Below are 3567 nucleotides of genomic sequence, written 5' to 3'. Positions count from 1 at the left end.
GGATGTTTTCTCATTAGATGGTAGATTATTTATATTGTTGACGGTTGATGGGGACCATTATTCCTTAGTTGACCCTTTTACTAAGGACAACCTTCCCCATTTTTGGTCAGATGCAGTAAAAATTACTAGCGCAGGTGTGCAGGTGACTAAAGAGGAACTTAAACAAATAATGTACGGCGCTATCTTTAGTTATTGTGGCCACATTTCTGAGTTAACCATTAAAAATGGACAGTTGGTTAGATAAGGAGGAAAAATGAAAGCCTATAAAATAGTCAAAAAGTCGAATGGAAAGTATATCTCCTGTGGAAGTGGACTTGAAGAGGGTCATGCCTTAGTTTTGGAATATAAAGAAGGAGAAATAACTGTTGCCTGGGAAGGCACTGTTGGAATATTCATTTTTACCGATTTGCAAGATGCTCTTTCGTGTTATAACGAGCGTAACCTTGATGCTAAGAATTATGGACTTTTTGAAGTTAAAACACTTTCTAATACTTTTTCACCTAAAAAATTTATTGAAGAGATATATTACCTTCAAGGTTTTATATTTAATAGATTAGTATATCACCAAAAGTTAGTCAGCCCAACTCCATATATGAGTTATACTATTCCTCATGGAACAAAAGTTTGTCAAAAAATACGTGTGGGTAAGTTGATCAAAGGAGGCACTGATGAGAGCTTATAAAGTTTTTGAAAAGTCAAATAATTTTTACGTGTCAAATGGGGCTGGATTAGGTCAGAATGATACATTACTTTTAACCTATCATCAAGGAGAAATAATCATAGCTCTACAAGGAACTATCGGTATTTTTATTTTTAAACGCTATGATGATGCTTTAAGATATGGAGGACAGTTCTATATTTTAGAAATTGAGACTTTAGCACCTATAAAGCCTGTAACTAAAGTGGTTAGTAATCTTCACCATCTATATGGTGATGTCTTCAAACTAGCAACTTATAAGAAAACCTTAGTGCCTGTAGGTCAACAAAATTATATCGTTCCAGCCAACTCATTTCTTTGCAGAAAAATCAAAGTCATTGGGCTTGCTAAAGAGAGGTGCTAAATGGAACTCAAAATAATGACAACAGAAGGTGAAAAAGTTATCAAGGCTGAATCCTGTGAGCTTTATGCTATTCATAGGACTTGGTGTGGAGACAAAAAGTCAGATGATTGGGCAGTTACTTTCGTGCCTAATGGCTATAGTGTGGCAAAAGGCTTTCCTACTCGCCAAATCGCAAGGGCTTTCGTTAAGGAGTTTAAAAAATTCCATGTTGAGAAAACTCGTTTAGTAGATCCATCAATACGTCCTGCTGACTTTACTGAAGAAGAAATGCAGTTGAGGCGCAAATGTATAGACTTGATAAATCACTTCAAAACTGGTCACAAGTAAGACCTGTTGTGATTTATTTTGAAGGCAAGATTGTTATTGACAATTATTACCTTCGCAAAGAAGGTATAATGCCTATTTTCGTATATCAAGTTCACTGTTTTCTTGGGCACACGGTGGTGACGCCAGTAGGCGAGTATATGAAGGACGTAGTAGCATAGGAGGCAAAAATGACTATTTATAATTCTATAAAAGAAGCTAATCTGATAGTAAATAAAAATAGCTTTGCAGACATTGCTTTGCTTGCGCCGCATTACTTTCAATCTTTTCCAGTTCCTTATGAAACAATTATGAATGGAACGCCTCAAACACATACCTATTATGGGCGTATATATGACATAGACCTCTATCAAGTAGAAGGAAAAGCTGTCACTTACAATGAATTGCGCAGTCTACGAGGAAAAGCTTATGCAGGTATCATGCTTGAAGACAAGTTGGTACTAGTGGAAGTGTTTAGTGATTATGGAGAAGATGGTCATGTAGATTACGTTCTTAAAGGAGTTGCTTTAATGAGCAAAAATAATGAGGATGTGAAGAAGTTGCTTGATGGGACTTATTTTAATGTTGGCTAGGTAATAAGGAGGCAAAAATGAAAATTAAAATCAGAAAGGATGCCAAGGCAATTTATATTAGTTCTTTAAAGCCTTTTCCTATTGATTGGCATTGGGCAGACATTCTTGAAAAAATTGCTGGCAAAACCATTGAAGTTGAAACTGAGTATCTTTTCAAAAATCAGTTCAATACAGTTCCCATTCCTGGAGTGGCTGAAAAGGGGCTGAGGATTATGCAAAATCTGGTTGAAGAAGTGATTGATGATGTTCGCCCAGGAAAAGCCAAGTGTAACTGGTGCGGCAAGGTTTCGGAGAATCAGTTAGTTTGTATGGCTTGTGGACACAAAGATTATCTGGAAGTTTTTTAAGGTAGGTAACATGAAGATATTTTACTGGTTTTCAGTAATTTGCTTTTTCCTGGGGCTAGGTTTAGTCGAAAACAAGCCCTTTTGGGCCTTTATTGCCATTGTCATGGCTTTTATTTTCTATAAAATAGGTGATGGCACAAAAGAGTTCTGGAAGGAGACGATATGAAAGAGCTTTTTAATGACGAACAGTTAATGGTTCTGAAAGAAATAGCAAAAGATAAAGATTTAGTTGAAAGGGTAAAATGGTGGGTAGATCAAATAGGAGAAAGTAGTTTTTGTCCTATGACTAAAAGTGATCAAATGGCTAGTAAGAACGAATGTAATAAGTTATGCTTTAGAATTTGGTACGATCTGGTGATTTGTTGTCCTTGCCATGGACATAGACCAGCCAAAGAAGCTGCTTTAATCATTTTGGAGGAGGCTAAAAATGGAAATCAAGACTAAGTTCAGTAATGGTGATAAAGTTTACACTTTAACGAGAACGGCAAAACAATTAACTAGCACTTGTCCTTGTTGTGCTGGCAAAGGCATTATTTTAGGTGAAGATTGTAATGATTATTTCTGCCCAATGTGCCATCGTAAGGGCTATCTTTATGCTGGTAATAAAACTGTCTGGGAAGTTGTCGGTCCTTACACAATTGGGCAGGTTCGTGTCGAAATAACAGGTGAGTCCGAAGGTTACTCTCCAGGTGGTATTTTCGATAACTATGGTCCTCAAAAATATGAGTATATTGAGCAGTATATGCTGGAGGAAACAGGGATTAAGAGCGGAACATTACACTATGCTGACTTGTTGTATTCTACTTTCGAGGCAGCCCAAGAGGCGTGTGAAAAGAGGAATCAGGAAAGTGAATAAGGTTTTGGTGAGGTTCGTAAGAACTGAGTTTTTTGCAGGACGAAAAATACTATTCCTGGCAATCAATGGTAAGGTCTATGGTTATGAGCCATTAAGAGATGAGCTTTCGTGGCTTTTAAAACGGTTCTGGCAATTAAAGCGGTATGGAGATGGAAGGGCGCTTAACTTTATAAAAAAGAGGATGAAAGTGATTTTTAAAGGAGAAGAAAATGCCAAACTATATTACTAATAAACTTGTAATAAAAGATCACATTGTAGAAGTTCTTAACTTTTTAAAAAATGATACTGAAGCAGTTGATTTCAATAAGATTATACCGATGCCATCTTCACTAGATATTTCAGATTCATCATTAGGCGATGAGGGGATGCGTCTTTTGTTAGCAAAAGCTGATCCGCTATTTGTAACT

At 36.6% G+C, this 3567-nt stretch carries 10 protein-coding genes; all 10 read left to right on the top strand.

Features of this window, described 5'->3' with window-relative positions:
• Positions 1 to 244: hypothetical protein (locus ABFC98_03140; protein MEN6445022.1), on the top strand; the 244-nt coding region annotated here is incomplete at its 5' end.
• A 9-nt stretch (positions 245 to 253) separates the two neighbouring features.
• On the top strand, positions 254 to 682 hold the full coding sequence (locus ABFC98_03135; protein ID MEN6445021.1) for a hypothetical protein: 429 nt from the start codon (positions 254 to 256) through the stop codon (positions 680 to 682).
• Complete coding sequence (locus ABFC98_03130; GenBank protein ID MEN6445020.1) at positions 669 to 1061, top strand: hypothetical protein; 393 nt, start codon at positions 669 to 671, stop codon at positions 1059 to 1061. Before ABFC98_03135 ends, ABFC98_03130 begins: the two co-directional genes overlap by 14 nt.
• Positions 1062 to 1388, top strand: a complete 327-nt coding sequence (locus ABFC98_03125; protein MEN6445019.1) for a hypothetical protein — start codon at positions 1062 to 1064, stop codon at positions 1386 to 1388.
• 167 nt (positions 1389 to 1555) lie between these two features.
• Positions 1556 to 1957 (top strand): hypothetical protein, encoded by a 402-nt coding sequence (locus ABFC98_03120; protein ID MEN6445018.1) that lies wholly within the window; start codon positions 1556 to 1558, stop codon positions 1955 to 1957.
• 17 nt (positions 1958 to 1974) lie between these two features.
• The gene (locus ABFC98_03115; protein ID MEN6445017.1) at positions 1975 to 2304 is read left to right on the top strand and encodes a hypothetical protein; all 330 of its coding nucleotides are present in this window, start codon (positions 1975 to 1977) and stop codon (positions 2302 to 2304) included.
• Between the two features lie 162 nt (positions 2305 to 2466).
• Positions 2467 to 2748 carry a hypothetical protein gene (locus tag ABFC98_03110; protein ID MEN6445016.1) on the top strand — a complete coding sequence of 94 codons (282 nt, stop codon included), beginning with the start codon at positions 2467 to 2469 and terminating at the stop codon, positions 2746 to 2748.
• Entirely contained in the window at positions 2732 to 3160 is a 429-nt protein-coding gene (locus ABFC98_03105; GenBank protein MEN6445015.1) for a hypothetical protein, read from the top strand. Before ABFC98_03110 ends, ABFC98_03105 begins: the two co-directional genes overlap by 17 nt.
• Positions 3153 to 3389, top strand: a complete 237-nt coding sequence (locus tag ABFC98_03100) for a hypothetical protein (GenBank protein ID MEN6445014.1) — start codon at positions 3153 to 3155, stop codon at positions 3387 to 3389. The genes ABFC98_03105 and ABFC98_03100 overlap by 8 nt, the downstream gene beginning before the upstream one ends.
• The coding region (locus ABFC98_03095) for a hypothetical protein (GenBank protein ID MEN6445013.1) at positions 3370 to 3567 on the top strand (198 nt) is incomplete at its 3' end. The genes ABFC98_03100 and ABFC98_03095, both read left to right, overlap by 20 nt.

This window comes from Candidatus Cloacimonas sp. (assembly GCA_039680785.1).
Taxonomy (GTDB): Bacteria; Cloacimonadota; Cloacimonadia; order Cloacimonadales; family Cloacimonadaceae; genus Cloacimonas.
Note: the sequence above shows the minus strand (reverse complement) of the source record. Positions and strands in the feature narration are given on the sequence as shown.

What these genes read in the sequence shown, in the direction of transcription:
- ABFC98_03135 (MEN6445021.1), top strand. Translation starts at nt 254, where the DNA reads ATGAAAGCCTATAAAATAGTCAAAAAGTCGAATGGAAAGTATATCTCC.
- ABFC98_03130 (MEN6445020.1), top strand. Translation starts at nt 669, where the DNA reads ATGAGAGCTTATAAAGTTTTTGAAAAGTCAAATAATTTTTACGTGTCA.
- ABFC98_03125 (MEN6445019.1), top strand. Translation starts at nt 1,062, where the DNA reads ATGGAACTCAAAATAATGACAACAGAAGGTGAAAAAGTTATCAAGGCT.
- ABFC98_03120 (MEN6445018.1), top strand. Translation starts at nt 1,556, where the DNA reads ATGACTATTTATAATTCTATAAAAGAAGCTAATCTGATAGTAAATAAA.
- ABFC98_03115 (MEN6445017.1), top strand. Translation starts at nt 1,975, where the DNA reads ATGAAAATTAAAATCAGAAAGGATGCCAAGGCAATTTATATTAGTTCT.
- ABFC98_03110 (MEN6445016.1), top strand. Translation starts at nt 2,467, where the DNA reads ATGAAAGAGCTTTTTAATGACGAACAGTTAATGGTTCTGAAAGAAATA.
- ABFC98_03105 (MEN6445015.1), top strand. Translation starts at nt 2,732, where the DNA reads ATGGAAATCAAGACTAAGTTCAGTAATGGTGATAAAGTTTACACTTTA.